The 26,930-nt window shown below is 58.7% G+C and carries 24 protein-coding genes; 12 read left to right on the top strand and 12 right to left on the bottom strand.

Annotation, left to right across the window (positions count from 1 at the left end; translation table 11 throughout):
• From OKC28_RS11140 to rluA, 3 genes are all read left to right on the top strand, one after another.
• On the top strand, positions 1 to 486 hold a 486-nt coding region (locus tag OKC28_RS11140; RefSeq protein ID WP_270689223.1), incomplete at its 5' end, for a hypothetical protein.
• Positions 486 to 3,353, top strand: a complete 2,868-nt coding sequence (rapA, locus tag OKC28_RS11135) for an RNA polymerase-associated protein RapA (protein WP_256687436.1) — start codon at positions 486 to 488, stop codon at positions 3,351 to 3,353. The genes OKC28_RS11140 and rapA, both read left to right, overlap by 1 nt.
• Before the next feature lie 194 nt (positions 3,354 to 3,547).
• Positions 3,548 to 4,204 (top strand): bifunctional tRNA pseudouridine(32) synthase/23S rRNA pseudouridine(746) synthase RluA, encoded by a 657-nt coding sequence (gene rluA / locus OKC28_RS11130; protein WP_270689221.1) that lies wholly within the window; start codon positions 3,548 to 3,550, stop codon positions 4,202 to 4,204.
• Between the two features lie 72 nt (positions 4,205 to 4,276).
• Here the strand turns inward: rluA and OKC28_RS11125 are convergent, their stop codons facing one another.
• The 5 genes from OKC28_RS11125 to OKC28_RS11105 all read right to left on the bottom strand — a co-directional run bounded on the left by OKC28_RS11125 (position 4,277) and on the right by OKC28_RS11105 (position 9,041).
• Positions 4,277 to 4,465: a hypothetical protein gene (locus OKC28_RS11125; protein ID WP_021140099.1), complete on the bottom strand. Its 189-nt coding sequence runs from the start codon at positions 4,463 to 4,465 to the stop codon at positions 4,277 to 4,279.
• Between the two features lie 58 nt (positions 4,466 to 4,523).
• Positions 4,524 to 6,455 (bottom strand): putative bifunctional diguanylate cyclase/phosphodiesterase, encoded by a 1,932-nt coding sequence (locus OKC28_RS11120; RefSeq protein ID WP_256687431.1) that lies wholly within the window; start codon positions 6,453 to 6,455, stop codon positions 4,524 to 4,526.
• A 23-nt stretch (positions 6,456 to 6,478) separates the two neighbouring features.
• Positions 6,479 to 6,976: a hypothetical protein gene (locus tag OKC28_RS11115; protein ID WP_005318977.1), complete on the bottom strand. Its 498-nt coding sequence runs from the start codon at positions 6,974 to 6,976 to the stop codon at positions 6,479 to 6,481.
• A 95-nt stretch (positions 6,977 to 7,071) separates the two neighbouring features.
• Positions 7,072 to 8,706 carry a chaperonin GroEL gene (groL, locus tag OKC28_RS11110; RefSeq protein ID WP_005318975.1) on the bottom strand — a complete coding sequence of 545 codons (1,635 nt, stop codon included), beginning with the start codon at positions 8,704 to 8,706 and terminating at the stop codon, positions 7,072 to 7,074.
• A 41-nt stretch (positions 8,707 to 8,747) separates the two neighbouring features.
• On the bottom strand, positions 8,748 to 9,041 hold the full coding sequence (locus OKC28_RS11105) for a co-chaperone GroES (protein ID WP_005318973.1): 294 nt from the start codon (positions 9,039 to 9,041) through the stop codon (positions 8,748 to 8,750).
• A gap of 216 nt (positions 9,042 to 9,257) precedes the next feature.
• On the opposite strand from OKC28_RS11105, the gene OKC28_RS11100 reads away from it, so the two are divergent.
• Positions 9,258 to 10,628, top strand: coding sequence for an MATE family efflux transporter (locus OKC28_RS11100; RefSeq protein ID WP_256687426.1), 1,371 nt, complete (start codon positions 9,258 to 9,260; stop codon positions 10,626 to 10,628).
• A 24-nt stretch (positions 10,629 to 10,652) separates the two neighbouring features.
• Here OKC28_RS11100 and OKC28_RS11095 read toward each other — a convergent pair whose 3' ends face one another.
• Positions 10,653 to 11,129 carry an FxsA family protein gene (locus tag OKC28_RS11095; protein ID WP_005318970.1) on the bottom strand — a complete coding sequence of 159 codons (477 nt, stop codon included), beginning with the start codon at positions 11,127 to 11,129 and terminating at the stop codon, positions 10,653 to 10,655.
• 452 nt (positions 11,130 to 11,581) lie between these two features.
• Here OKC28_RS11095 and aspA point away from each other — a divergent pair, with 452 nt between their 5' ends.
• The 3 genes from aspA (at position 11,582) to OKC28_RS11080 (ending at position 15,757) form a co-directional block, all read left to right on the top strand.
• Positions 11,582 to 13,024: an aspartate ammonia-lyase gene (aspA, locus tag OKC28_RS11090; RefSeq protein ID WP_021140094.1), complete on the top strand. Its 1,443-nt coding sequence runs from the start codon at positions 11,582 to 11,584 to the stop codon at positions 13,022 to 13,024.
• A 127-nt stretch (positions 13,025 to 13,151) separates the two neighbouring features.
• Entirely contained in the window at positions 13,152 to 14,471 is a 1,320-nt protein-coding gene (locus OKC28_RS11085) for an anaerobic C4-dicarboxylate transporter (protein WP_021140093.1), read from the top strand.
• A 200-nt stretch (positions 14,472 to 14,671) separates the two neighbouring features.
• Positions 14,672 to 15,757, top strand: a complete 1,086-nt coding sequence (locus OKC28_RS11080; protein ID WP_058395192.1) for a porin — start codon at positions 14,672 to 14,674, stop codon at positions 15,755 to 15,757.
• Between the two features lie 61 nt (positions 15,758 to 15,818).
• On the opposite strand, the gene mdtH is transcribed toward OKC28_RS11080, so the two are convergent.
• The gene (gene mdtH / locus OKC28_RS11075; RefSeq protein ID WP_256687422.1) at positions 15,819 to 17,012 is read right to left on the bottom strand and encodes a multidrug efflux MFS transporter MdtH; all 1,194 of its coding nucleotides are present in this window, start codon (positions 17,010 to 17,012) and stop codon (positions 15,819 to 15,821) included.
• Between the two features lie 209 nt (positions 17,013 to 17,221).
• Here mdtH and OKC28_RS11070 point away from each other — a divergent pair, with 209 nt between their 5' ends.
• A complete protein-coding gene (locus OKC28_RS11070; RefSeq protein WP_270689216.1) occupies positions 17,222 to 18,121 on the top strand; it encodes a LysR family transcriptional regulator in 900 nt (299 codons plus the stop codon).
• A 50-nt stretch (positions 18,122 to 18,171) separates the two neighbouring features.
• Here the strand turns inward: OKC28_RS11070 and OKC28_RS11065 are convergent, their stop codons facing one another.
• On the bottom strand, positions 18,172 to 19,938 hold the full coding sequence (locus tag OKC28_RS11065) for a M4 family metallopeptidase (RefSeq protein ID WP_256687418.1): 1,767 nt from the start codon (positions 19,936 to 19,938) through the stop codon (positions 18,172 to 18,174).
• A 351-nt stretch (positions 19,939 to 20,289) separates the two neighbouring features.
• Here OKC28_RS11065 and OKC28_RS11060 point away from each other — a divergent pair, with 351 nt between their 5' ends.
• Both OKC28_RS11060 and OKC28_RS11055 read left to right on the top strand, forming a co-directional pair.
• Entirely contained in the window at positions 20,290 to 20,844 is a 555-nt protein-coding gene (locus OKC28_RS11060; protein WP_256687416.1) for a GNAT family N-acetyltransferase, read from the top strand.
• 64 nt (positions 20,845 to 20,908) lie between these two features.
• Positions 20,909 to 21,460, top strand: a complete 552-nt coding sequence (locus tag OKC28_RS11055) for a GNAT family N-acetyltransferase (protein ID WP_270689213.1) — start codon at positions 20,909 to 20,911, stop codon at positions 21,458 to 21,460.
• 61 nt (positions 21,461 to 21,521) lie between these two features.
• Here the strand turns inward: OKC28_RS11055 and OKC28_RS11050 are convergent, their stop codons facing one another.
• The 3 genes from OKC28_RS11050 to OKC28_RS11040 form a co-directional block, all read right to left on the bottom strand.
• A complete protein-coding gene (locus OKC28_RS11050) occupies positions 21,522 to 21,767 on the bottom strand; it encodes a hypothetical protein (protein WP_005318949.1) in 246 nt (81 codons plus the stop codon).
• Positions 21,768 to 22,077: 310 nt separating this feature from the next.
• The gene (locus OKC28_RS11045) at positions 22,078 to 23,127 is read right to left on the bottom strand and encodes an oxidoreductase (protein ID WP_256687413.1); all 1,050 of its coding nucleotides are present in this window, start codon (positions 23,125 to 23,127) and stop codon (positions 22,078 to 22,080) included.
• Positions 23,128 to 23,234: 107 nt separating this feature from the next.
• A complete protein-coding gene (locus tag OKC28_RS11040; protein ID WP_234595489.1) occupies positions 23,235 to 24,398 on the bottom strand; it encodes a multidrug effflux MFS transporter in 1,164 nt (387 codons plus the stop codon).
• A gap of 234 nt (positions 24,399 to 24,632) precedes the next feature.
• Between OKC28_RS11040 and rdgB the strand changes: the two genes are divergently transcribed.
• A complete protein-coding gene (rdgB, locus tag OKC28_RS11035) occupies positions 24,633 to 25,229 on the top strand; it encodes an RdgB/HAM1 family non-canonical purine NTP pyrophosphatase (RefSeq protein ID WP_021140084.1) in 597 nt (198 codons plus the stop codon).
• Positions 25,230 to 25,314: 85 nt separating this feature from the next.
• The gene (gene hemW, locus OKC28_RS11030; protein ID WP_234595487.1) at positions 25,315 to 26,460 is read left to right on the top strand and encodes a radical SAM family heme chaperone HemW; all 1,146 of its coding nucleotides are present in this window, start codon (positions 25,315 to 25,317) and stop codon (positions 26,458 to 26,460) included.
• 225 nt (positions 26,461 to 26,685) lie between these two features.
• Here the strand turns inward: hemW and OKC28_RS11025 are convergent, their stop codons facing one another.
• Entirely contained in the window at positions 26,686 to 26,922 is a 237-nt protein-coding gene (locus OKC28_RS11025; protein ID WP_005318940.1) for an alternative ribosome-rescue factor A, read from the bottom strand.
• Positions 26,923 to 26,930: the final 8 nt, after the last annotated feature.

The following is a 26,930-nucleotide window of genomic DNA, read 5'->3' as shown; positions in this document are numbered from 1 at the left end:
GAAAATCAACAAAATTGTTTGATGTTCGATGCTGTGAGTGCCCACACAGATTGCTTGATTCAAATTGTTAAAGAGCGACGCAACAGTGTGTTGCTGCGGGAGTGGAATTCTACTCAACCGCCTTCTCGAGTCAAGCCTTATTTTCAAAGGCTTTTCGAGGTTATCGACGAGGTTGTTTGCGTTGCCGCTTGCCCTGTCGATGTGGCGCATTATAGGGATCTGGATCACGCTTGCAAGGGGCGTTTCGAATTAAATTCGAATTATTATCTCAACAGCTCATCAATTCACCAAAAAGACTGTTTATCCCGCAACAACACACTCATATGGCGACATATGTCTATCTTCAATGATGTCTTGGCAGCGATAGATCAAACTTGTAGCGAATTGGCACCGCCCACTTCCATATGCATGGTGATCGAGGTCACGCCTTCGGGTAACATAGCGCCCCTTTGCGATTCACACACTCTTGGGCTTTGGAGAGTTTAATGCCTTTTGCACTTGGCCAGCGTTGGATTAGTGATACAGAGACGGATCTGGGGTTGGGGACTGTCGTTGCTGTTGAAGGACGCATGGTTACCCTGTTGTTTCCGGCTACCGGTGAAAACCGCATGTATGCCAAAGAAGAGGCTCCGGTAACCCGGGTCAGCTTCAATGTGGGCGATCAGATCGCCACTCACGAAGACTGGACCATGACGGTCGAAGAAGTGCAGGAAAAAGACGGTCTGCTTATATATGTAGGTGTACGCACCGACAATGATGAGCCCGTTGCCCTCAAGGAAGTGTTTCTCAGCAACTTTATCAAATTCAACAAGCCGCAGGATCGCCTGTTCGCCGGTCAGATTGACCGTATGTCCCGCTTTACCCTGCGTTACGAAGCGCTGATCAACCAGCATAAACGTCGCCTTAACCCGACTCGCGGTCTGGCCGGTGGCCGGGTCAGCCTGATCCCGCACCAACTCTATATCGCCCATGAAGTGGGTCACCGCTATGCTCCGCGCGTACTGCTGGCCGATGAAGTGGGCCTGGGCAAGACCATCGAAGCGGGCATGATCATCCATCAGCAGCTGCTCTCCGGTCGCGCCCATCGCGTGCTCATACTGCTGCCCGAGACTCTCCAGCACCAATGGCTGGTCGAGATGCTGCGCCGCTTCAACCTGCACTTCTCGCTGTTTGACGAGGAGCGATGTATCGAGGCCTTCGCCGATGCGGAGAACCCCTTCGAGACCGAGCAGCTGGTGATCTGCAGCCTAGACTTCCTGCGCAAGAAGCGTCGTCGTTTCGAGCAGGTGCTGGAAGCCGAGTGGGATCTGCTGGTTGTCGACGAGGCGCATCATCTTGAGTGGAGCATCGATGCCCCAAGCCGCGCCTACGAAATGGTGGAAGCGCTGGCCGAACAAGTGCCGGGTGTGCTGCTGCTGACCGCCACCCCGGATCAGTTGGGCCACCAGAGCCACTTTGCCCGTCTGCGCCTGCTCGACCCGGAGCGCTTCTACGATTACGAGGCCTTCCTCGCCGAGGAGCAAGCTTATGGCAAGGTCGCCAGCGCGGCGCAAGAACTGCTGGATGGCGAGACCCTGAGCGATGAAGCCAGGCAGATCCTTGCCAGCCAGCTGGAAGGGCTGGATATGAGCGATGCGGCTGCCCGCCAGCAGGCAGTTGCCAAGCTGCTGGATCAGCACGGCACCGGCCGGGTGCTGTTCCGTAACAGCCGCGCCAATATTCAGGGCTTCCCCGAGCGCCACCTCAACGTCTACCCCATGCCACTGCCGGAGCAGTACAAGACTGCTATCAAGGTGATGGGTATGATGGGTGGCAATGGCGGCGATCTGCAGACCCGCGCCCTGCGCTATCTCTATCCCGAGAAGATCTTCCAGCAGTTCGAAGGGGAAAACGCTACCTGGACCCAGTTCGATCCCCGCGTCGACTGGTTGCTGGAGCTGCTGCTCTCTGCTCGCCAGCAAAAGGTGCTGGTGATCTGCTCCGAAGCGGCCACCGCCATCGCGCTGGAAGAGGCGCTGCGCACCCGTGAAGGGATCCGCGGCACTGTATTCCATGAAGGGATGTCCATCCTCGAGCGGGATAAGGCCTCTGCCTATTTTGCGCAAGAGGATGGTGGCGCCCAGGTGCTGCTCTGCTCCGAGATTGGTTCAGAAGGTCGCAACTTCCAGTTTGCCAGTCATCTGGTGCTGTTCGATCTGCCCCTCAATCCGGATCTACTTGAACAGCGCATCGGTCGTCTGGACCGTATCGGTCAGCAGAATACCGTCGAGATCCACGTTCCTTATCTGGAAGGGACTGCCCAGCGCGCCCTGCAGCTCTGGTATCACGATGGTCTGGATGCGTTCGAGCAGACCTGCCCGACTGCCCGCCCGGTATTCGAAGCTGTGCGTGACGAGCTGTTCGAGCTGCTGGCCGCCAACACCGGCGAGCAGGCGACCCTCGACGCCCTGCTGATCAAGACCCGCGAGCTGCACGAGCCGCTCAAAGCCAGACTGGAGCAGGGTCGCGATCGCCTGCTGGAGATCCACTCCAGCGGTGGCGCCGCAGCCCAGCAACTGGTTGACAAGCTGGCCGCCGAAGATGATGACACCGGCATGGTCTCCTTCGCCCTCAAGATGTTCGACGAGATCGGCGTCAATCAGGATGACAGAGGCGAGAACGCGCTGGTGCTGACTCCGGGTGATCACATGCTGGTATCCAGCTTCCCGGGCCTGCCGCAGGATGGCATGACCATCACCTTCGATCGCCCGACCGCCTTGTCACGGGATGACATGGCGCTGCTCTCCTGGGATCACCCCATGATGCGCGGCGGTATCGACCTCATTCTGGGCTCCGAGATCGGCGCAACGTCTGTGGCCCTGCTCAAGAACAAGGCGCTGCCCATCGGCTCCATCCTGCTTGAGCTGATCTTCGTCGCCGAGTCTGCGGCCCATCCCCAGCTCTATCGCTTCATGCCGCCGACACCGATCCGCCTGCTGATGGACAAGAACGGCCAGAATCTGGGCGAGAAGGTGGCATTCGATGCCTTCAACCGCCAGCTGACCCCGGTCAACCGCCACCTTGGCAGCAAGTTGGTCACCGCCTCCCAGCCGGTGATTCACGGTCTGATTGGCAAGGGCCAGGTCATTGCCGAAGAGCTGAAAGCCGGGATTGTCGACAAGGCCCGTGCCCGGATGGCGCAGACCCTGCAGCAGGATCTGGATCGTCTGGAAGCGCTCAAGGCAGTCAATCCGAACGTGCGTGACAGCGAGCTGGATTATCTGCGCAATCTGCAGGCAGAATTGCACCACCTGATCGATCAGACCCAACTCAAGCTGGATGCAATCCGCTTTATCGTGGTCACCCATAACTGACGCGGCAATGAAGAGACATGACCTGATCCGGCTCAGGCTGGATGCCATGCACTTTATTATCGTGGTCATCCATAACTGACAAGTCAGTGAAGAGGCATGACCGGCTCCGGCTCACGCGGGATCCCATGCCCTTTATGATTGTGGTTACCCATAACTGATGGGGGGCTTGCCCCACCTTTTGATGCGAGACATTTATGTTTGAATACTCACCGCCTCTGGAACCCTGGCTCGATATCCTGTTCAAGGACAAGGACATCATGGTGGTCAACAAGCCCACCGGCCTGCTGAGCGTCCCCGGGCGCGGCCCCGAGAATGAAGACAGCGTCCTGCATCGGGTGAAGCAGCAGCACCCCAAGGCGGCAGCCGCCCATCGCCTCGACATGTCCACCACGGGCGTCATTGTCATTCCCCTCAATCCCAATTCTCATCGGGAGCTGAGTCGGCAATTTCGCGAGCGGGAGACCGAGAAGCACTACCTCGCCTGGGTGTGGGGCGAGCCAGAAGCAGACTCGGGTCAGGTCGACCTGCCGCTCTGCGTCGACTGGCCCAACCGCCCGAAACAGAAGGTGGATTTTGAGGAGGGACGCCACGCCCTGACCCTGTGGGAAAAACTGAAGGTGCAGAACGGCAACAGCCTGATCAAGCTGACCCCCATCACGGGTCGCTCCCACCAGCTGCGCGTCCATATGCTGGAGCTGGGGCACCCCATTCTGGGTGACAACCTCTATGCCCATCCGGATGCACTGGCGGCAGCGCCCCATCTTTACCTGCATGCGGCCATGCTGACCATCAGCCACCCCCGCAGTGGCGAGCGGATGACCTTCGAGGCGCCAGCGCCCTTCCCGCTCTGACCTGAAGGGATGCGAAGCAAATCGCAGATATAAAAAAGCCCCCATCGCGAGATGGGGGCTTTTTCATTAGGGTCAGACGCGAATATCGATCTTGCTTCCCAGCGAGCCGCTGGCCGATGTCGGTGCAACCGGCGCGGATTGGGCTGCATTTTGCAACAGCTTCAGCGCAGCTTCGCCCTCTTGAGTCTGCTGTTTTTTGGCCAGACTGGCCGTCATCAACGCAGAACCAAACGACGCATTAGCAGAACTAGATATATCCATGGTGTACCTCCTGCCCTAAGACTATCGGCCATCTTGCGCCAAACATGAACTGTTTTGGCTAAATTAAATACGCCTTACCCGGCTGGCTCCACTTCAACCACGCCTCCTCCATCTCCAGAAGAGTCTGATATATCTTCTCGGCCTGCTCGGGGCGGCTGAACAGATAACCTTGTCCATACAGATGCATATCAGTGAGTGTACGCAAAACATCGAGCTGCGCCTGAGTTTCAATCCCTTCGCACACCAGACTCTTGCCCAGCATGGAACCCATACGGCAAATGTTGGCGACCAGTTCAGATGCTTCTATCGAGGTATCGATCCCCTGGATGAAGGAGCGATCGATCTTCACCTTGCTGACCGGCAATTTCTGCAGATAGCTGAGAGATGAGTAGCCGGTACCGAAATCATCCAGCGCCAACTGCACCCCTTGTTGATTCAGATCCTGCATCAGCTGCAGGGAATTCTTCACCTCGCGCATTGTGGTGTCTTCCGTCACCTCCAACACCAGGCTGGCGGCCGGGATATGGTGATCCATCAACGCCTTGGCGACCAGTTTCAACAAATTGCGCTGGTACATGCCAGGCGAGATATTCACGCACATTTGCAAGTCGACCAGTCCAAGCTGCTGCCACTGATAGAGCTGCTCACAGGCGGTGTTCAGCACCCAGCTGCCCAGTTTCTCGGCCAGCTGGAACTCTTCCGCCACCTGGATCACCTCGTTGGGCGGAATGAACCCCAATTCAGGGTGACGCCAGCGCAGCAGCGCTTCGACAGCCTCGCAGCGACCGCTTTCAAGATTGACGATGGGCTGGTAATACAGTTCGAGTGCGTTGTGCTCCAGCGCCATGATCATGTCGCTTGCCAGATGCTTGCGCCGCGCCGTTTCATTGAGCAGCGAGTTGTCATAGATGACATAAGGGACATGAGTCTTGCGACTGTGGAACAGCGCCTGCTCGGCCCGACTGAGCAGCTCCAGGGTCAGCTTGCTGTCCATCGGGAAGAAGGCGATACCTATCCCCACCTCCAGCCGGAAGGGGTAGTTGTCGATGATGATGTCCTGCTTGAGCGCATGAAGCAGGCGTACAACCAGCTCTCTCACCTGCCGCAGGTCACTGCTCTCACGCTGGATAATGGCAAACTGATCTCCACCCAGACGCGCCACCCACTCACCGTTTTCACACAGGCCGCGGACCCGCTTTGCCATCTCCTGCAGCAAAAAGTCGCCGGTGTTGTAGCCAAATTTGCTGTTGATATCCCGAAAATCGTTGATATCGACCAGTACCAAACCAAATGGTATCTCCTTGGTTGCGTACGATTCCATCTTCTCCAGCAACGCCAGCCGATTGACCAGCCCGGTCAGGGGATCGACTCTTGCAGCCCGGAAATGGCGGCGCGCCTCGCGGATCAGCAGGCCACTGAGCAACATCACGGACAACACCAGACCGGAAACCATAAACAGCAAGGCGTTGCGCAGCTGGCCAAAGCGTTTGTCATTACCGGAATAGACATTGATGTTCTTTTGCATCACAGAGGCGAGAGAGTAGGAGAGAGGTTCTTGCAGAGGGGCCAATCGCATCATGATTTGTTGATAATCTGGCGTACCCGACTTCAGATTGGAGATATTGGACTCCATCTCGCGGATATTGCTTTCAATCAGCTGCACCAGACGCAGGGTCTTTTGCTTGTCTTTCATGCTCTGGCGCAACTGCCCGCTGAGCAGGATTGGCGTGCGGCTCCAGAGGATGTCGTAACGCAGCATCAGAGTGTCGTGATCGATGCCACCATAATGGTAGATCTCGACGGAGTTGAGGAAGCGCCCCAACTCCAGCTGCAACTGCATCAGCGCCCAGGAGACGTCATAGGTGTACTTTTCCATCACCCGGGTCGCATTCTGTATCTGCGCGAGGCAATACAGGGTACTTCCCGTAAACAACAGGATGGATAGGTAAAGAACGACAAGTAAAGGCCACGCCTTGGTCTTTGCTTTCACTCGCACTCCCGCACGCCGTTATATCAATGTTGAACGTCAACCGCATTCAACTGCCAGATCATCATGTCAGTGAACTCTGATCGTTTCAGCTCCGGATGCTGATCCAGCGGTAGGATAAACCAAAGCGGCCCCTTATTCCGTACCCGCATGGTCACACCGTCATCTTGCCAGGCCAGAATGGGATCGTATTTGCTGACCTTGTCCCAGTTGATCCGTATCTGAAAACTGTTCAGGGCGGTCAGGGTAATGGATTTGCCATCCGCTCCGACGGCAGCCAACACATCTGCCAGCTTGGGCCCCACATACTTGTGCGGTTTGTCGACCCAGGGATTTCCCGTCACTATCTCATGCTGGGGCAAGGCCTTGAGCATGGCCAGATCGAAAGCCACCTCCCCCTCTGTTGCCTCGGCAGGCTTCACATTGCCGGTCACCGTCAAGATGACGGGACCCTGCGGCGCCTCAAGGGCCATGACCGGCATCGCCAGAGAAAACAGTAATGGAATCAAACCCAGTGCACGCATACTCACCTCAGAAAAAGTCACCAACAATAGACTCAGTTTAGTCGCCATAAAAAAAACGGCCCGCAAAAGCGAGCCGTTTGGTAACCAGGACTGAATTACATCATGCCCATGCCACCCATGCCGCCCATGTCAGGCATGGCAGGGGTATCTTTCTTCGGCAGCTCGGTGATCATGCACTCTGTGGTGATCATCAGGCCGGCGATGGAAGAGGCGAACTGCAGAGCAGAACGGGTAACCTTGGTCGGATCCAGGATACCCATGGCCAGCATGTCACCGTACTGTTCGGTGTAAGCGTTATAGCCGAAGTTGCCTTCACCATTTTTCACGGCGTTGGCAATGACGGAGGCTTCTTCGCCAGCGTTGATGACGATTTGACGCAGCGGGGCTTCCATGGCGCGCAAGGCAACCTTGATACCCACATTCTGATCTTCGTTGTCACCACGCAGGCCGGCCAGTTTGGCGGCAACGCGTACCAGCGCCACACCACCACCAGCAACAACGCCTTCTTCTACAGCAGCGCGGGTTGCGTGCAGGGCATCGTCAACACGGGCTTTCTTCTCTTTCATCTCGACTTCGGTCGCAGCACCGACCTTGATCACGGCAACGCCACCAGCCAGTTTGGCTACGCGCTCTTGCAGCTTCTCACGGTCGTAATCGGAAGAGGTCTCTTCGATTTGCTGACGGATCTGGGCCACACGGCTTTCGATCAGGGCAGCATCACCCACGCCATCGATGATGGTGGTGTTCTCTTTGGTGATGACGATACGCTTGGCACGGCCCAGATCTTCCAGGGTCGCTTTTTCCAGCTCCATGCCTACTTCTTCGGAGATCACGGTACCACCGGTCAGCATGGCGATATCCTGCAGCATGGCCTTGCGACGGTCACCGAAGCCCGGCGCCTTGACGGCAGCCACTTTCACAATGCCACGCATGGTGTTGACCACCAGGGTAGCCAGCGCTTCGCCTTCCACGTCTTCGGCAACGATCAGCAGCGGCTTGCCTGCTTTGGCAACGCCTTCCAGCACCGGCAGCATTTCGCGGATGTTGGATACTTTCTTGTCCACCAGCAGGATGAAGGGATCATCCAGCTCAACGGCACCGGTTTCCGGCTTGTTGACGAAGTAGGGGGAGAGGTAGCCACGGTCGAACTGCATGCCTTCTACCACAGCCAGCTCGTCGTCCAGGCCCTGACCATCTTCAACCGTGATGACGCCATCACGGCCGACTTTGTCCATGGCTTCAGCAATCAGCCTGCCCACTTTCTCGTCGGAGTTGGCGGAGATGGTGCCTACCTGAGCGATGGCGTTGTTGTCAGCGCACGGCTGGGACAGCACTTGCAGCTCGGCAACGGCGGCGATCACGGCCTTGTCGATACCGCGCTTCAGATCCATGGGGTTCATGCCGGCAGCAACGGCCTTCAGACCTTCGTTGACGATGGCCTGAGCCAGTACGGTTGCTGTGGTGGTACCGTCACCGGCAGCATCGTTGGCCTTGGAAGCAACTTCCTTGACCATCTGGGCGCCCATGTTCTGGAACTTGTCTTCCAGTTCGATTTCACGCGCCACGGAGACGCCATCCTTGGTGATGGTCGGTGCACCGAAAGACTTGTCCAGTACCACGTTGCGGCCTTTCGGACCCAGGGTAACCTTGACGGCATCGGCCAGGATGTTTACGCCTTCCAGCATCTTGATGCGGGCTTCGTTGCCAAATTTGACTTCTTTAGCTGCCATTTTCTTCAATCCTTCAATCAATTCGCAGGGGAAAGGGTGGATTACGCTTCGACAATCGCCAGGATGTCGGTTTCAGACAGGATCAGTACATCCTGACCATCCAGCTTCTCGGTCTTCACACCGTAGCCTTCGTTGAAGATCACCTTGTCACCAACCTTGACGGCGAGGGCTTTGACATCGCCATTATCCAGAATTCGGCCAGTCCCCACGGCAAGTACTTCACCACGGGTGGACTTCTGGGCCGCAGTACCAGTCAAGACAATGCCGCCAGCGGATTTGGCTTCAGCTTCGATGCGCTTGATGATGACGCGGTCGTGCAGTGGACGAATTTTCATCGATAACTCTCCCAAAATGAGTCTCTGTGTTGCTTTGAGGAATGGCCATTCCTGGCCAAATTAGATATGTCTCTGATGTGGGGCGTTTTTGTTAACCCTTCAAGGGCAAATACAAAAAAAATATTTTCACGTACTATGAATATCTTCGATGGATCGCCCGTGTCCCGGTCAGGAAACCGGGTTTGTGCTGCCTGCAGCCAGAACTCACTTCGCCAGATGTATAGAGACGAGCTCGTGACCCGACCCAACCCCCTGCTGACCGCCCCCATGACGTCCGTGCTGCTGCGCATGACGGGCCCCATGATCCTCGGCATCATCGCCATACTGGCATTCAATCTGGTCGATACCTTCTTCATCGGCATGCTGGGCACCCAGGCACTCGCCGCCATCAGCTTCACCTTCCCGGTCACCTTCGTGGTCACCTCGCTAGCAATGGGGCTGGGGGCCGGGCTCTCCGCCGTCATCGGCCATGCCCTCGGTCAGGGCAAACATGACGAAGCCGCCTGCATCACCACCGACTGCCTGTTTCTGGCCGTGGTGCTGGTCACGCTCCTCTCGCTGCTGGGAGCATGCACCATACAGTCCCTGTTTCGGCTGCTCGGCGCCAGCGATCAGCTGATCCGCCTCATCTATGACTACATGCTTATCTGGTATCTGACCGTGCCCATGCTGGTGCTGCCCATGGTGGGCAATGCCGCCATTCGGGCCACCGGGGATACCAAAACGCCCAGCCTGGTGATGACGGTGGCGGGGCTGGTGAACGGCGTGCTGGATCCCCTGCTCATTTTTGGCATAGGCCCCTTTCCCGAATGGGGGATCCGCGGGGCGGCCATCGCCACGTCGATCTCCTGGTTGATGGCCATGCTGGTCAGCCTCTACATATTGCGCCATCGGGAAGGCTTGCTGCGATGGCGCCTGTCCCCTCGCCCACAATTGCTAGCCCACTGGCGCGCCCTGCTGCACGTGGCCGTGCCGGCCTCTTTCACCAACATGCTCAACCCCCTGGCCAATGCGGTGCTGATGATCATCTTCGCCGGTCTGGGCACCGAAGTGGTGGCCGCCTACGGCGCCGCCTCCCGGGTCGAGGCACTGCTGCTCATAGTGATGATGGCGCTCTCCTCCGTGCTGGCCCCCTTCATCTCGCAAAACTGCGGGGCTGGCAACCCGGCCCGCGCCAGGGCCGCACTGCAATTTTGCATGCGCTTCGCTTTGCTGTTCCAGCTCGGGGTATACGGGCTGACCTGGTTGCTGGCACCGCTTATCGCCAACCTGTTCAGCGATCATCCACAAGTAGTGCGCCTCATCATTCTGTATTTGCACCTGGTACCCATAGGGTATGGCTTCCAGGGCATGGTGATGCTGCTGGCCTCGGCACTCAACGGCGTCAGGGCATCGAGTATCTCGTTTCTGTTCAACGGATTGCGGCTGTTTGTCTTCTTGTTGCCAGGGGCCTGGCTGGGGGCGGAGCTGGGACGGGAACAGGGAGTCTATCTGGGGATACTGCTGGCAAATCTGGCAGCGGGCACTCTGGCATGGTGGTATGCCCGCCACCGTTTCGAGCGATTGTGCCATCAGGGCAAACCCTGACAGGCACAGCTTCGCTACAGAGGCTTACTCTTTACGCTCGAATTCGCCTTCGATGGTGGTCCCGCCACGATTGACTTGACCCGGTTGTTCCTCGCCTGGACGCGCCTCGAATGGGGGCTGCTGGGCATGAAAACCGCCCATCTGCATCCGGAACTGATTGCTGCCAATGAGTTTGTCAGCCAGCTTGTTGCGCAGCCAGGGCTGCAGCAACAGGATACCGAAGAAGTCGGTCACAAAGCCCGGGATGATCAGCAGCAAGCCGGCCAGCGCCAGCATCATGCCCCCCATCACCTCACGACCCGGCATCTCCCCTTGCTGCATTTTTTGCTGCGCATTGAGCAGGGTCTTGATGCCTTCACTGCGAACCAGCGATGACCCGAGCACGGCGGTCAGCACCAGCAAGCCTACGGTTGGCAAGGCGCCAATCACGGAGCCCACCTCGATCATCACGGTGAGCTCGAGCAGCACCAGACCGACCAACAACAGAAATAACTTGCCCATAACAACCTCAGTGCGAGTGAATTTGGATGAACCCGTGAACTCTGATGCAGCAAACGCATATTTCGCTGCCAACACGCTACAAAGCCGGTTCCTGAATATTAAAGTGGGGGTCGACACCCATTTTTCAAGTGTGAAGGGTGACAGAGCGCCAGATATTCAGAAAAACCGGCATGGCAGACTGTGATTGAAGTCCTTGTTCTGTCAAAGTTAATCGCTCAATTGCAATATCTGTTTAATGACCACAAGTTATTTGAGGTTGTCTCAAATTTAGTGATCCAGGTCTAATATCAGATACCTCAATTGAGGTAATATCGACGCTAGTAATTAAGGGAGCAAAACACGCTCCCAACTGCCCCACTCGATGTGTGGTGCTTCAGGATGAGCCGTGCGTAAGGAACTCGCGACCACTCGGTGAGGATCGTTTCCATTTATCTGATTTCTGAGGCATTACAATGAGCGACATCAAGAACGTCCGCATTGAAGAAGACCTGCTGGGCACCAAAGAAGTTTCCAATGAGCTCTACTACGGCGTGCATACCCAGCGCGCAGTCGAAAACTTCAAGCTGAGCACTCAGAAGATTTCTGACGTTCCGGAATTTGTCCGCGGCATGGTGCTGACCAAGAAGGCCGCCGCCCTGGCGAACGGCGAACTGGGCACCATCCGTCCTGAAATTGCTGACAAGATCGTAGAAGCCTGCGACCTGATGCTGAACACCGGCAAATGTTTCGACCAGTTCCCGGTCGACGTTTACCAGGGTGGTGCAGGCACCTCCGTCAACATGAACACCAACGAAGTACTGGCCAACATCGCCCTCGAGATCATGGGTCTGGAGAAGGGCCGTTACGACGTCATCAACCCCAATGACCACGTCAACAAGTGCCAATCCACCAACGACGCCTACCCTACCGGCTTCCGCGTTGCCGTGGTAAACAGCACAGACACCACACTGCATGCCCTGGAAGCACTGATCGCCGCCTTTGATGGCAAAGCCAAGGAGTTCAAAAGCATCCTGAAGATGGGTCGTACCCAGCTGCAGGACGCGGTGCCCATGACACTGGGTCAGGAGTTCCACGCCTTCGCCGTTACCCTGCGTGAAGAGATCAAGTCCATCAAGCGTTGCCAGGAGCTGCTGCTGGAAGTGAACCTGGGCGCCACCGCCATCGGTACCGGCCTGAACACCCCGCCCGAGTACTCTGCCCTGGCCATCAAGCGCCTGGCCGAGATCACCGGTCGTGCTTATGTTCCGGCAGAAGACCTGATCGAAGCAACCTCCGACTGCGGCGCCTATGTGATGCTGCACGGTGCCATCAAGCGTCTGGCCATGAAAATGTCCAAGATCTGTAATGACCTGCGTCTGCTCTCCTCAGGTCCACGCACTGCTCTCAAAGAGATCAACCTGCCGGAAATGCAGGCGGGTTCCTCCATCATGCCGGCCAAGGTCAACCCGGTTATCCCGGAAGTGGTCAACCAGACCTGCTTCAAGGTATTCGGCAACGATGTCACCATCACTTTCGCCGCCGAAGCCGGTCAGCTGCAGCTGAACGTCATGGAGCCGGTGATTGGTCAGGCCATGTTCGAATCCCTGAGCCTGATGGAAAAAGCCTGTATCTCCCTGCGCGAGAAGTGTGTGGAAGGGATCACCGCCAACCCGGAAATCTGCATGAACCACGTGCTGAACTCCATCGGCATCGTGACCTACCTGAACCCCTTCATCGGCCACCACGAAGGGGATATCGTCGGCAAGATCTGCGCCCAGACCGGCAAGAACGTCCGTGAGGTCGTGCTGGAACGCGGCCTGCTGACCGCCGAACAGCTGGACGAAATCCTCTCCATCGAGAACCTGATGAACCCGCAATACAAAGCCAAGCGCTACACCCGCGAAGCCACCGTATAAGCGAGAAAATGGGCCGGGTTTATCCCGGCCCATAAAGTCAGTTCCCGATCGGTCTCACCCAGTCCCATCGGGAATTGGCTTTTCTGCCAAATAAAACCTAAAAAAACTGGAAAATGGAGTGTTCGCTATGATTGTTATCGAGTTACTTGTCGTGCTCGCCGCTATCTATCTGGGTGCCCGGATAGGCAGTATCGGTATCGGCTTTGCCGGTGGTCTGGGTGTGCTGGTGCTGACCTGGGGCCTGGGGGTACAAATTCCGAGCGACCAGCTGGTCACCTTCATCCCCTGGGACGTGATCATGATCATCGCGTCCGTCATCTGTGCCATTGCCTGTATGCAACTGGCCGGTGGCATGGACTACCTGGTTTCGCTGGCAGAAAAGGCTCTGCGCAAGAATCCCAAGTACATCACCTTCGCCGCCCCCATCGTCACCTATCTGATGACAATGCTGGCCGGTACCGGTCACACCGCCTTCTCCACCCTGCCGGTAATCGCCGAAGTGGCCAAGGAGCAAGGCATTCGTCCTTCCCGTCCGCTCTCCATCGCGGTCGTCGCCTCCCAGATTGCCATCACCGCCTCCCCGATCTCGGCGGCCGTGGTTGCCTTCTCCGGCATGCTTGAGCCGTTCGGTGTCGACTACCTGACCCTGCTGGCCATCTGCATTCCGTCCACCTTCATCGCCTGTATCCTGGGCGCCTTCATAGCCAACATGATGGGCAAACCGCTGGATCAGGATGAAGTCTATCTGGAGCGTAAAGCCAAAGGGCTGATCAAGCTGCGCGGCACCACCAAGCTGGAGCTGAAGCCTTACGCCAAGGTGTCTGTCTGGATCTTCATCGCCGCCATCGTGGCCGTCATGGCCTATGCCACCGCCATCTCAGGCAAAGTGGGGCTGATCACCAACCCGCCAATTCCCCGTGACGGTGCCATCATGGGCATCATGCTGGCTGCTGCCACCATCATGACCCTGGTCTGCAAACTGGACGCCACTCAAATCACCAACATGCCGACCTTCAAGTCCGGTATGTCCGCCTGTATCTGTGTACTGGGTGTGGCCTGGCTGGGCAACGTCTTCGTGAAAGGCAACATGGACACCATTCAGCTGATCGCTGGTGATCTGCTGAACCAGTACTCCTGGCTGCTGGCCGTGGTGCTGTTCTTCGCCGCCATGTTGCTCTACTCACAAGGCGCCACCACCAAGGCCCTGATGCCGGCCGCGCTGGCACTGGGTGTCAGCCCGCTGACCGCCATCGCCTCCTTCGCCGCCGTGAGTGCCCTGTTCGTGCTGCCGACCTACCCGACCCTGCTGGCAGCGGTCGAAATGGACGACACCGGCTCGACCCGGATCGGCAAGGCCGTGTTCAACCACCCCTTCTTCATCCCTGGCACCGCGACCATAGCTTTCGCCGTAGCACTGGGCTTCTTCTTTGGCGGTATGATGCTCTAATCAGCATTTAATGCCATAAAAACTCAAACGGCCCTCATTGGGCCGTTTTTTATTCCTCGTTTTTCCCTTTCTCCGCCAATTAATCCTCGACCGCTTCAGTTCCTATCAAGGTTCACAGATCTACTCTGGGCCATCGGAACAGCAACCGATCCTGCAGGACCGAGCACAGGTCCGACATTGTTTACACAGAGGAAAAAACGATGAAGAAGACAGCATTGACTATGGCCATCTCCAGCGTGCTGCTGGCTGGCGGCGCCCAAGCCGCGACCGTCTATGACCAGAACGACACCAAACTCGAGATAGGTGGCCGTGCTCAAGGCATGTACTACGGTACCGACAACAAGGATTCCGAGGGTGATCAGAGCTACTTCCGTCTGCACATTGCCGGCGAAACCAAGATCGACAACGAGCTGACCGCTTTCGGCTTTGCCGAGTACAACCTGCCGGTATCCGGTTCTGACAACGACGAACTGCGTTATGCCTTCGCCGGTATCAAGCACGATCGTTTCGGTGCCTTCAGCTATGGTCGTCAGGATGGCCTGTTCACCAAGGCGGTGAACAACTACACGGACGTACTGCCGGAATGGGGTGGTGATGGCCTGGGTAAAGACACCGAAGTATTCGGCACCGGCCGCACCAACGGTCTGGCTCAGTACATCTACACCTATCAGGGTCTGACCCTGGGTGCCCAGTTCACCGGCAACAACGATCCGCAGAACGCTGGCCGTTCCGAGATGACCGGCCCGAACAGCACCTGGAATTCAGAAGGGTCTGCGGAAGGTTTCGCCCTGTCCGCCAACTATGACTTCGACATGGGTCTGAGTCTGGGTGCCGCCTACAACCAGGCTGGCAAGACCGACGAGCAGGCTGACAACGCTGCCTTCGGTGGCGACCGCGATGCCAAGCTGTACGGTGTGGGTGCCAAGTACGAAGCCGGTGACCTCTACCTGGCCGCTACTTACTCCCACGGTGAAGACCACCTGTTCGTCAACAACGGCTACGCCGAGAAGATGGATGGCTACGAAGCCGTGGCCCAGTACACCTTCGGCAAGTTCAAGCCGTCTCTGGCCTACCTGCGTACCGACGTGAAAGACAATGCCCGCGGCATTGACGATACCGCCACCGAATATGTTTCCATCGGTGCCTGGTACAACTTCACCGACAACTTCAATGCGTACGTTGATTACAAGATCAACTTGCTGGACAACGTCAACGGTACCCACACCAACTCGCTCGGCAAGAACACCGACGACGTGGTCGCCGTGGCCCTGCAGTACAACTTCTAAGTCTTCCCTGAATTGCCTACTGTATTTACCGGCCGCCCTGCGGCCGGTTTTTTATTGCCTGTCAGATGTTGACCCGCGCCAGACTCGGCTCGCGGTGAAAGCAGTTCACCAGCAGCAACAAGGTAGTCACGCCAACCGTTCCCAACACCAGCCAGGGTAACCAGGGCTGCCCCTGGACATTGGCGTAGTCATGCAGGGCCCCGCCCCCCACGTATCCCGTCATGCCGCCGAGCGCCAACCCCAGCCGGCTGAATCCCATGTAACTGCCACGAGCCCCCGGCTGTGCCAACCTGGTCATGAGCGTCTCTCGCGCCGGCTCGGCGATGACGATCCCCAGATAGAAGCAGGCCAGCAATACGAAGACGGCGGGCAGCGTAGTGGCAAACGCCACCAGCCCGATCCCGGTTGTCATCAGCAGTACGCCCGCCATCAGGCGGTTTTCCAGCTTGAAGTGCTTCTCCCCATAGCGGGCAAGCGGATAGAGCAGCGTCAGCGAGATGGCGGTCTCCAGGGTATACATCCAGCCCACCGCCGTGGTGGTGCCCGCCATCTGTTTGACCAGGATGGGGAAAATCAGCATCACCTGCACCCAGAGCGCGTAGTAGCCGCTCAGGATCAGCACCAACCGGCAGAAGGCCTTGTCCGCCAGCACCTGGCCGAGACCGGCCCGGATAGGCGTCGGCCGCTGCGAGAGCTTGTAGGGGGGCAGGATCAGCAGGTTGCACAGGGCCGCACAGACAAACAGACCCGCCCCCAGCAGGCAGACATACTCGAAGTCGAAGTTGAGCAGCCAGCTGCCAAGCAGGGCCCCCACCACGGCGCCGGCGCTCTCCAGCATCATCAGCAAGGAGATGTAACGGCCCCGCTGACGCGGGCGGGTAAACTTGATCACCAGGGCGGCACGGGGTGGATCGAACAGGCAACCGCCCAGCCCCGAGATGATGCAGGAGAGGATCAGCTCAAGCCCGCTCTGGGCATAGGCCAGACTGGCAAACCCCGCGGCCCGCAACAACATGCCCCCCACTATGAGTGGCCGGGCACCGAACTTGTCTGCCAGCGATCCCCCCAGCACCCCCAATCCCTGCTGGGTCAGCTGGCGCAACCCCAGCGCCAGACCGACGACTCCGGCCGCCCAGCCCAGCTGATCCACGAAGCGCAGACTGATCATGGGCATCACCACGAAAAATCCCAGGATCACCAAGAGGGAATCCAACGCCAAAAACCACCGCCCCAACCGCCTCGCCCGCTCCACCATGACTGCCTGACCCCTGCTTTGCTAATGACATCCAACTCGCTCGTCTCATCGCCCGGATGACACCGTCGTCAAATCGGGCAAAGGGTAACTGCAACCCTCTGACCCGACATGGCAATATGCCAATTCGCAACAATTGAGACTGCTATTCTGGAAGGGCGCCAGATATAGTGGTAGCCGACAACTGGCTATATTTCATATTGGATTACGTTATGGCTATGACCCTGGATGACTTGCAATTACTACTGGATGTGGTCAATCGCGGCAGCTTCAGCAAAGCGGCAGCCATTCGTGGCTGGTCGCAACCCATGGTCAGCCAGCGGATCGCCGTACTGGAGCAGGCGCTGGGGCAGCCCCTGTTTCGCCGCCACAGACGCGGAGCCACGCCCACTCCGGCTTGCGAGCAGTTTTTGCCTGCGGCGGCAGCCGCCCTGAGTGCACTGGAAGGGGGACGCCTGGCGATGCAGGGAGCACCAGCCCTGCCGCGCATCAAACTCTCCTGCCTGCCCTCCCTGACCACAGTGGTGTTTGGCCCCCTGCTGCTGGCATTGGTAGACGAAGCATTCGAGATCCGCTGCAACACGGATCACTCCGGCATCATAATGCAGGAACTGCTGACCGGGGAAACCGACGTCGGCTTCATCCTCAAGTGCCCCGCCATAGCCGGTATCCAGCTCGAGCTGCTCTACCGCTCCCCCATCATAGCGGTGGCCTGCGCCACCCATCCGCTGGCAGGAAGACAAAGTTTGACCCTGCAGGATATCGCCAACGAGCGGCTGGCACCCCAGCAGTGGGGCATCGGCTGTGACGAGCTGATCCTGCAACTGCGGCTGCTGCGCCAGGTAACGAGCCCGCTGCACGCCATTCAGCCCGCCAGCGCGGCGCGGGAACTAGCGCTGGAGCACGGCTTCATCACACTGATGCCGGCACTCGCCATCAGCCGGGATCTGGAGTTTGGCCGCCTGGTCCAGCTGGATGTAGTAGACCTGCCGCCGGATCACTGGGATGTCATGATGGCCTGGCGTAGCGGCAAGCGGCCCAATCCGGCCAAGGAGCGGGTGCTGGAGGCAGCCAGAGCCCTTGCCCGGCGCTGGTCGGGCAAGTCTGCATAAAAAAGCGCCGGACAAGTCCGGCGCCAAGCACTCGATCACATAGCTCAGGATCAGTAGCTTGCCTTGAGGGTCACTCCCGAAAAGGCGCTGTAACCACTCAGCTGTACATACCAGGTACCCGCCTGGGGCGAGTTCAGGGTACAGGTCTCTGCATTACCCCCCTTGTAAGGACGGCAGTCATAGCTGGTGCTGGTCGGAGCCGAACCAAACTTGACGTAGAGATCCGCATCCCCGGTGCCACCACTGCTGGCGACCACCAGCTGGCTCTTGCCGGCCGGCATATCGATAGTGAAGTTCACCTTGCCACCCTTGGCGGCCGAGAGCCCGGTCACAGGCACCCCGTTTTGCAGCACGCTGCCGCTCGGCGGCGTGGTACCGCAGGAGGCATTGACCCCGACAGTAGTAAAGGCTGCCGCCACGTCAGTCAGGCTGTAGCCCAGGTCGGTGGCCGCCCTGGTCACGCCACAGGCGCCTTGATCGAAGGTGGTATTAGCGCCCCAGTAAAGCCGGTTGGCCAGCACGAACACTTCGAATGCCTTGCGGGTGTTCCAGCCACTGGTGTTGGCCAGCAGGTAGAAGGCGCGGTTGTAGACACCCGAGCTGTGGTGAACATCCATTCCTGCCCGGTAGTCGGCGGCATGACCGATGGAGCGGCCATCCCGGGTCGGATCCTCGAAGTAGCGCAGGGAGCCGTTACCCTTGAAGATCTGGGCGCCCACCAGCCAGTCATTGCTGCCCTTCATGAAGTTCTCGGCCGCCTCCCCCGCCATGTCGGAGAAAGCCTCGTTGATGCCACCCGACTGACCGGAATAGACCAGCCCGGAGTTCTGTTCGGTAAAGCCGTGGCTCACCTCGTGGGCCGCCACGTCCAGGCTCACCAGGGGGTAGAAGGTGGTAGCACCATCCCCGAAGGTCATCTGGCTGCCGTCCCAGAAGGCATTCTCATAGTTGCGACTGTAGTGCACCCGCATCTTCAGCTTGAAGTTGAGCGGCGCCGTGTTGTACCAGTTGCGATACATGTTGAACACTACGTTACCGAAGTAGTGGGCATCGTTGAGCGGCGAGTAGGCGCCATTGATCTCCTTGACCGTGTTCTCCGGGCAAGTGAACTGATGCACGGCGCCACCCGAGGTAGCGTGATTGAGGTTGATGGTATCCACGTTCGGGCTGGTCATGCGGCAGTTGTCATCCACCAGCAGGGGGCCGAAGTCCGCGCCATAGAAGTACTTGCCGGTCTTGATGTTGCCACCCGGGCCTGTGGCATCCTTGTGGTTGATCCCCTCCCAACGCTTGAGCTCGGCGCCGCTCTGGGCATCGATCACCACGAAGGGGCGGCTCGGCTCTTCGCTTGCCGCCAGCCAGGAGACCAGATAGACCAGACGGGCCTGACCTGCCTCATCCTGCATCACGAACAGCTTGACCCGCTCGTTGCTGCCCTTGGCCCCGGCACGGGCCTTGCCAGCAGCGTCAGCCGGCGACAGGGCGGCGGTAGGGCTGGCCACGTCGGCATCAATCTGGCGCAACATCTGGCCGGAAACCTGGCTTATCTGCCCACCGAGAGACTGTTCGGCCACCAGCACCTGACCCCACACCGGAATGCCGCGCCAGGTTTGCTCATAGCGAACCCGCTGCTGGCCATTGGGCAACTTGACGACCCGTACCTGACGAAACTCGCCATCCCCGGCCAGTGCGCTGACACCGGCAGCGCCGCTCGGTGCCCCCTGAATACCCGCGACCTGATGCACTTCTACCTGTTCTGCAGCCAAGGCTGCGCTTCCCCAGCAGGCCAATACCACGGCCAAATACACTTTGTTCATCTCGTCTTTCCTTAGGTCGATGAAGGTTACACGCCGGATCCGTTGCCCGGCGTTCCTACACTAGTTGTCGAGATCAAAATTGCTGCCTGTCATATGTGACAGAGCAGCATGAACCCGCAGCAGGATCTGCTGTTACACCTGTTCAGTAGCGAAAACAAAACCAGAAGTAGTGAATCGCGCTGAAAAAGGGCGGAGAATGGCAAGGCCTCGAACAACCCCGCATATGGGCCCCTCCATATGGGGATAGCGGACGCAGGCGAGAGGATGAAAGTCCTTGGCGAACAAGGGGTTGATTGGCTACATTGGCTGTTTGGCGGCCAGCAAAGGCCTATTTTCGGGTGGGAGGTAAGGATGTTTTCATGGCAACTGGACGACGAGTTGGCACTGCTGTTTTTGCAGCCCGACATGGCCAGCGAACTTTTCGGCCTGTGCCGGGAGAACCGCGACTACCTCACCCAGTGGCTGCCCTGGCCCCCCTACATACAGCAGCCAGCTGACAGCGCCACCTTCATCCGCCACGCCATCGAGAAATTTGCCCGGGGCGAGGGGCTGACCACCGCCATCGAATATCAGGGGGAAGTGGTTGGCGTCATCGGCTACAACCAGATCGATCAGGCGCTGGCCAAGGTCACCATAGGCTACTGGCTGGCAGAGCGCTGGCAGGGCAACGGCATCATCACCCGCGCCTGTCAGGCATTGATCCATCACGTCTTTGAAGAGATGGGAATGGAAAAGGTCGAGATAAGCGCGGCGGTGGAGAACGAGCCGAGCCGGGCGGTGTGCGAGCGACTCGGCATGCAGCAGGAGGGGATCACACGGCGGGCCGAGCGGCTGGCAGATCGGGTGGTGGATCACGTCCACTACGGTCTGCTGCGCGATGACTGGCTAAGACAACGGGATCACTGATGGTCGCAGGTGCCCTGTCCCCAGCGGCCGCCACCATGCTCATGAATCCACAGAGGGAACCTTGATGGCACTACCACACCTCAGCACGGCCCGCACCCGAGTCACAGTCCTGCCGCCCGAACGGGCCGACCTGATGCTGGATTTCTATCTGCGCAACCGCGCTCACCTCACCCCCTGGGAACCCAGCCGTGACGAGAGCTTCTATACCCTGAGTCACTGGCATGGTCGATTGCGCGACAGCTATGGCCAGTTCTTCAACGGCAGCGCCGTCCATCTGGTGGCGCTCGACCCCAAGGGCGAGCAGGTGATCGCCACCTGCAACTTCACCAACATCATGATGGGCATGTTCAAGGCCTGTCACCTCGGTTATGCCGTCGATAAAGCCCATGAGGGTCAGGGTCTGATGCAAGAGGTGGTCGGTGCCGGAATAGCGTATCTGTTTCGGGAACACGGCCTGCACCGCGTCATGGCAAGCTATATGCCAGCCAATCTGCGTAGCGCCGCCCTGCTCGAGCGCCTTGGCTTTGAGCGGGAGGGCTATGCCCGGGATTACCTGATGATCAATGGCCGCTGGGAGGATCATGTTCTCACCGCCCGGCTCAACCCGGCTGTCTGACAGGCCATAAAAAAACGGGCCCGGAGTTGCCTCCGGGCCCGTCTTCAGATGAGGTGCAGGCTTAGTTGGCCTTGGCATCGCTCACTGCGGCTTCAGCCTTGGTGGCTACGTCAGCAGCAGCTTTCTCAACAGTTGCAGTCGCTTCGGAAGCAGCCTTCTCTACAGTAGCAGTGGCTTCGCTAGCGGCTTTCTCAACAGTTGCAGCAACGTCGGCGGCCGGAGTCGCAGCCGGAGCAGCGGCTTCTTCTTTCTGACCACAGGCGGTCAACATCAGACCCAGGATACCGGCTACCAGTACTTTGTTCATGTGCATACCCTCAAAAAAATATGGAGAGATGGTTCATTCAACCATCACAGTGCGTCCTTTCACCCGGTTAGAAACCCATTAGGCCGGGAGCCAAGAGGCGCGCGAAATATATCCCCATACGCGGCCAATGGAAACGAGTATCACAATGATATTTTCTCGTTGGCTAGATGAAAAGAACTACTACAACTAAAAACATTAACACAAAACACTCACCAAACTGCCGCTTCGTATAATAAATCACCAAGAATGGCACATTCACTGGCAGCAAGTGGTGATTGCATCTGGCCGAATGATACCCACGACAGAAGTATCAATCAGACAAAACCTGACAAACCAGCCGTTTCCCCTGCTGGTGGCTATCACGGGCCAGATCCAGCAGCGCCATCACGGCCAGTGCCTCGCGGGCCGGGACGGGATTCTCTCCCTCCCCCAGGATGGCAGCGCAAACACCGCGATAGTAGGCACCGTAATCCCCTGCCTCACCGGCCACTGTCTCTTGCTGCAACTGGCCCTCCCGGATACGGCTGAGCTGACCGGGCGCATCATCCAGCCCCCAGTCGGCCGCCGGGGGCCGCTTGCCAAGTTTGAGCTGATCTTCCTGCACGTCCATGCCGAATTTGATGAAGGATCCTTCACTGCCGTGAATGACGAAGCGAGGCATGGTGGCCGACACCAGACAGCTGCCGTGCAATATCACTCTCAATTCGCCATAGCCCAGCGTCACGTGGAAGTAGTCATCGCTCAATGCACCCGGCCGCTGAAGGGCCAAGTCCGCCTGCAACCAGTCGGGCTGGCCAAACAGTTGCAGCGCCTGATCCAGAATATGAGGACCAAGATCGAACCAGAGACCCGAGCCGGGGCCGCCAGCTTCGCGCCAGCGCTGGCGCACTTCGGGGCGATAGCGGTCGAAGTGGGATTCGAACTGGGCAATTTGCCCCAGGGCCCCCTCCGCCAGCAGACGGCGCACAGTAAGGAAATCCCCGTCCCAGCGCCGGTTGTGGAAGATGCTGAGCAGCCGCTGCTGCTTCCCGGCCAGCTCAACCAGCGCCTTCGCCTCGGCCAGATCCAGCGCGAACGGCTTGTCGATCACCACGTGCTTACCGGCCAGCAGCGCCTGGCGGGCAATGGGGGCATGGGTGTCGTTGGGGGTGGCTATCACCACCAGATCCACAGCGCTGTCGGCCAACACATCTTCCAGCGATCCAACCCGGCAACCGGGCAGATCGGCCTGCACCTTGGCCGCATCCCGGCTCACTACCCAACCGAGGGAGAGGCCCGGGGTGCTGGTCAGGAAGGGGGCGTGAAAGGTCTTGCCTGCGAAGCCATAGCCCACCAGGGCGGCGTTGAGAGTCTGGCTCATCCGGTTTTCTCCACGGGTCTGTGTGTCATGAGAGTCAGGCGAGATGTCGCCTGCAAAAAGAACAGGGGGCTCATGGCCCCCTGAGTGTGCCCATCAGAGCACAGGATTTATTGCAAACACAAGCGCCGGCCCTGACGAGTCAGCAGCAACAGCAATGGCGGCAACAGCAGCCACATGTGCAGCGCCAGCTGGTTGAGCGGATCCGGCATCAACCAGCCCGTGATCCCAACCAGGGCGCCGGAGCCACTCATCTGGAACAGGCCGAGCAGGGCTGCTGCCGTACCGGCACAGTGGCCGAACGGTGCCAGTGCCATGCCGGCCGCAGCCCCCAGCACCATGGCAAAGCCGATACTGGAGAAGAACACGGGCCCCATCATGGCCAGCGGGTGATCGATATGCTGCACCAGAGTCAGCGCCATGGCTGACAATGTGATCACCAGCAGACCGATGCGCAGTGTGCGTCTCGGCCCGACTCTGGCGATGAAACGGGGAGCCAGGAAGCAGGCGAGGATATTCAGCGCCGCATTGGCCGTGAACCAGTAGCTGAAACCGCTCATGTCCAGCCCCAGTTTCACCATCAACTGCACAGGGGCGGCCGTGACATAGGCCAGGATCACCGCCATCGCCAACATGCACAGACAGGCGTTGAACAGGAAGCTCGGGGAGCGCAGCACAGGGCTGTAGCGGGACCAGCTGATGAGCGGACCACTGCTGCTAGTCTCGCCCGGGCGGGTCTCCGGCATCCGCCACAGCAGCCAGCTGCCAACGATGGCCGCGTAACCTGCCATGAACCAGAAGTTGGCAGACCAGCCCGCCTTGGCGGTGAGCCAGCCCCCCAGCAGCGGCGCCAGCGCCGGAATAAAGCAGATGGCGCCATTGAGATATGAGATCATCTGGCCGCTCTTCTTGGGACCATAGCTGTCACGCACCACAGAAAAAGCGGCGACCGAGGTGGCACAGGCGCCGAAGCCTTGCAGCACCCGCGCCAGCATCAGCTCACCCAGGCTGGCGGCAAAGCCGGCTCCCAGGGCGCTCAGGCCATAGAGCAGCACACCACCCAGGGCGATGGGCTTGCGGCCATAACGGTCGGCGAGCGGCCCCACCAGCAGCTGACCCAGCCCCATGCTGAACAGGAACCAGGTGATGGTGCCCTGCATCAGTGTCACTTCGGCACCTAGCTGCTCGGCCATCTGCGGAATGGCCGGCAGGTAGATGTCGATGGCCAGCGGACTGAACAGCACCAGTAGTACAAGCAGAAGAATCAATGGCATCAGTCACCTCATGGCTTACGGAAAATCGATTGGGGCGCGAGTCTACTGACTCACAGTAATGAATTGAAATGGTATTTAATCACTTTGGTTATTCCTATACGGAAACATGTATGTTATTCGCACATCCACTGGGGTCAAGGTAGCGGCAAGCCTCGGAGGTATTGAGGGCAATTGGCGCTTTTACTCAAGGCGTGCCCCGCATAGAATGCGCAGATTATTTTGCGGAGGTGCTCGATGAACAAGCTTGTCCTGGCAACAGGGAACCAGAAAAAGGTGAAGGAATTGGCCACCATGCTGGCCGATATGAAGATCCAGGTGATCCCGCAGAGCGAGTTTGCTGTGCCTGATGCCGACGAGACCGGCACCACCTTCGTCGAGAATGCCATCATCAAGGCCCGTCACGCCGCCCGCATTACAGGTCTGCCCGCCGTCGCCGACGACTCGGGACTGGAAGTGGATCTGCTGCACGGTCGCCCCGGCGTCTACTCCGCCCGCTTTGCAGGCGCAGGTGCCAGCGACAAGGAGAACATCGACAAGCTGCTGGCCGAGCTCAAGGGTGCCCCCGACTATCTCAAGAGTGCCCGCTTCTGGTGCGTGCTGGTCTACATGCGTCACGCCGACGATCCCACCCCCATCATCTGCCAGGCGAGCTGGGAGGGGATGATCATCGACGAGCCCCGCGGCCAGCACGGCTTTGGCTATGATCCCGTGTTCTTTGTCCCCGACCATGACTGCACCTCGGCCCAGATGCCGAGCGAGCTGAAAAACCAGCTGAGTCATCGCGGCCAGGCGCTGGCCAAGCTGAAAGCCGCTCTGGCTGCGACTCACTGAGTTCGCCGCCTCTCGCCAATCAAGCATTGTCATCTACAATGGGGGCCGTCAGCCCCCGTTTTTATTTTTGATTATTGGAAGCCCCATGCTGCAACTGCCGCCCCTCTCCCTCTATATCCATGTGCCCTGGTGCGTCCAGAAGTGCCCCTACTGCGACTTCAACTCCCACGCCCAGAAAGGGGAGCTGCCCCACCTCGAGTATGTGGCCGCTCTGCTGGAGGATCTGGATCTGGATCTGAAGTGGGCCCAGGGGCGTCCGCTCTCCTCCATTTTTATCGGCGGTGGCACCCCCAGCCTGCTGACGGTAGAGGCCATGCAGACCCTGCTGGACGGGGTGCGCGCCCGCATCCCCCTGACGCCGGATTGCGAGATCACCATGGAGGCCAACCCGGGCACTGTGGAGGCGGACAAGTTCGCCGGCTTCAAGCAGGCGGGCATCAACCGCATCTCCATCGGGGTACAGAGCTTCCAGCAAGAAAAATTGACCCGGCTCGGTCGCATCCACGGCCCCGAAGAGGCACGCAAGGCCGCCGAACTGGCCCACGCCATCGCGCTTCCCACCTTCAACTTGGACCTGATGCACGGCCTGCCGGATCAGAGCCTGGACGACGCCCTCTATGATCTGCAACAGGCCATCGACTGCGCGCCGCCGCATCTCTCCTGGTATCAGCTCACCATAGAGCCGAACACGGCCTTTGCCTCCAAGCCACCACGGCTGCCGGAGGATGACACCCTGTGGGACATCTACGAGCAGGGGCACGCCATGCTCACCGCCCGGGGCTATCAGCAGTACGAGATCTCGGCCTATGCCAAAGCGGGCTATCAGTGCCGCCACAATCTCAACTACTGGCGTTTCGGCGATTATCTCGGGATAGGTTGCGGCGCCCACGGCAAGATGACGGATCTTGCCAGCGGCCAGATACTGCGCAGCGCCAAGGTGAAGCACCCGAAAGGCTATCTGGATCCCGCCCGCCCCTACCTGGACAAGCAGTGGCAGGTGACCGAGGACGAACTGCCGCTGGAGTACTTCATGAACCGGTTCAGATTATTCGAGCCGGCCCCCAAGGCGGAGTTCGAGGCTTACACCGGCTTGGGCCTGGAGCGGGTGGAGACTATGCTCGCGATTGCCCAGACCAAGGAGCTGATCGAAGATCTGGGGGATTGCTGGCAGCTCACCTCTCTCGGCCATCGCTACCTGAATGTGCTGCTGGAACTCTTTATGGACGAGTAAAAACTTGTTCACGATCTTGCTGCGAAACCGTGATCAAGGCTCATGCGCTGCTCGGAATCCTCACGTATGCCTATACGCTCCGGTTCCTGCGCTGCTCTTCACCTTGTTGACTGTCTCTCGCGACAGGTCGTGAGCCAAGTATTGGCTAGCCGTTTTCTCCATAAAACAATCAGGGCGCCATTGGTGCCCTGATTGTTTTGAATCCTGCCGATGGCAGAAACCCGCTCAGCAGCAGACGCGTCTCATCTGCTGTTGGCCGGGCTCCCACCGCTTGCCATATTTGGCCTTGCGCTGGTAACTCCCCTTGCCCTTCTTGTTTTGCTCGACCCGGCTGCGAAACAGCGGATCCGTGAGCAGGGCTTGCAAGTGGTTATCCTTTATCTCCCCGCGCCTGTGGGCATAGCCTGCCTGAGCGGCGATATCCTGCACGATGACGGGCTCATCAACCCTTCTCTTGGCCATAGTGGCTC

This window comes from Aeromonas sp. D3, assembly GCF_027705025.1.
Classification (GTDB): Bacteria; Pseudomonadota; Gammaproteobacteria; order Enterobacterales; family Aeromonadaceae; genus Aeromonas; species Aeromonas salmonicida.
The sequence above is the reverse complement of the archived record's forward strand: the minus strand, read 5'-3'. Positions and strand labels throughout refer to the sequence as shown.